The sequence below is a fragment of the uncultured Fibrobacter sp. genome, assembly GCF_937877005.1.
Classification (GTDB): Bacteria; Fibrobacterota; Fibrobacteria; order Fibrobacterales; family Fibrobacteraceae; genus Fibrobacter.
The window spans coordinates 1-1,789 of sequence record NZ_CALEFV010000216.1 but is presented as its reverse complement, the minus strand read 5'-3'; the positions used below and the strand labels follow the sequence as shown (position 1 = coordinate 1,789).

General features: G+C 56.8%; 2 protein-coding genes. Both read left to right on the top strand.

Annotation, left to right across the window (positions count from 1 at the left end; genetic code table 11):
- Positions 1-29: 29 nt before the first annotated feature.
- Positions 30-569, top strand: a complete 540-nt coding sequence (locus Q0628_RS09755) for a flavodoxin family protein (protein ID WP_298770538.1) — start codon at positions 30-32, stop codon at positions 567-569.
- 17 nt (positions 570-586) lie between these two features.
- Positions 587-1,741, top strand: a complete 1,155-nt coding sequence (locus Q0628_RS09750) for an alpha/beta hydrolase (protein ID WP_298770536.1) — start codon at positions 587-589, stop codon at positions 1,739-1,741.
- Positions 1,742-1,789 lie beyond the last annotated feature (48 nt).

Sequence of the window (1,789 nt, the reverse complement as noted above, 5' to 3'; positions counted from 1 at the left end):
CATGTAAAGACTTCAACCGAGAGGAACCTATGAAAAAAGTATTGGTCTTGTCCAGCAGCTTGCGCAAGGGGAGCAACTCCGAAACCCTGGCGCAGGAGTTCGCGAAGGGTGCCGCCGAGGCGGGCAACAAGGTGGAATTCGAATCGCTGCGTGGCAAGAAGATCGGTTTCTGTATGGGCTGCCTTGCTTGCCAGAAGAAGGGCAAGTGCGTCATCAAGGACGACGCTCCCGCCATCACCAAGAAGATGGAATCGGCTGATGTCATCGTGTTCGCGACGCCGATTTACTATTACGAGATGAGCGGCCAGCTCAAGACCATGCTCGACCGCGCGAATTCCCTCTATTCCAGCGATTACAAGTTCCGCGAAATTTACCTGCTCACTTCTGCCGCCGACACCGACGCGAAGGCCATGAACATCGCGAAGCGCGGCATTGGCGGGTGGATTGCCTGTTTCGACGGCGTGAAGTTCAAGGGTGCTCTCTGCGCCACGGGTGCCGAAAGCGCAGGCGACGTCAAGAAGAATTCCGCGCTCCTGAAAAAGGTGTTCGCCATGGGAAAGAAAGTTTAACAACAAGGAGATAAATCATGAAATCCCAATTCTTAAAAGCGGCGTTTGCCGTGGTTTCCGCATGCACCCTGATGGCGTGCACCCCCGCAACAGAAACTGCTCCTGCAGCACAACAGACAAAGGAAGGAAATATGAACAAGCTCACGCTCACCGCCGAATGGGACAAGGTTTTCCCCAAGAGCGACAAGGTCGAACATTCCAAGGTCACTTTCAAGAACCACTTTGGCATTGAACTCGCTGCCGACATGTTCGTGCCCAAGGACACGAGCCTCAAGGTGAACGGCAAGTTCCCGGCGATTGCAGTCTCAGGCCCGTTCGGTGCCGTCAAGGAACAGTCCAGCGGACTTTACGCCCAGCAGATGGCGGAACGCGGATTCCTGACCATTGCATTCGACCCGAGCTTCACCGGCGAATCGGGCGGCGAGCCGCGCTACATGAACAGCCCGGACATCAACACCGAAGACTTCATGGCGTCCGTGGACTTCCTCTCGACCCGCGACAACGTTGACCCGGAACGCATCGGCATCATTGGCATTTGCGGCTGGGGCGGCATGGCGATTAACGCTGCCGGCATCGACACCCGCGTAAAGGCGACGGTAGCCTCGACCATGTACGACATGAGCCGCGTATCCGCAAATGGCTACTTCGATGCGGCAAACAACGCCGACGCCCGCAACGAGGCCCGCAAGGCCTTGATGGCCCAGCGCACCAAGGATTTCAAGAACGGCACCTACGACCTGGCAGGCGGCGTGGTGGACCCGCTCCCGAACGACGCTCCTTACTTTGTCAAGGATTACTACGCCTACTACAAGACCCCGCGCGGCTACCACAAGCGCTCTCTCAACAGCAACAAGGGCTGGGCCGCCTCCGCAGGCACCTCGCTCATGAACACCAAGCTCCTCGCATACGCTGACGAAATCCGTAACCCGGTGCTCATCATCCACGGCGAAAAGGCCCACAGCCGCTACTTCGGCGAAGGCGCATTCGAAAAGATGACCGGCAAGAAGGCGAACGTCCCCGCAAAACTCGACGCCACCAAGAACTGGAGCAAGACCGTCGGCAACAAGGAACTCCTCGTCATCCCCGGAGCCTCCCACGTGGACCTCTACGACAACCTGGAAAAAATCCCCTTCGAAAAGCTGAATGAATTCTTCAAGGCGAACCTGAAGTAAAAGTGAATTCAACATTAAACAAAAAGCGGCCTGCGAATTGCGGGCCGC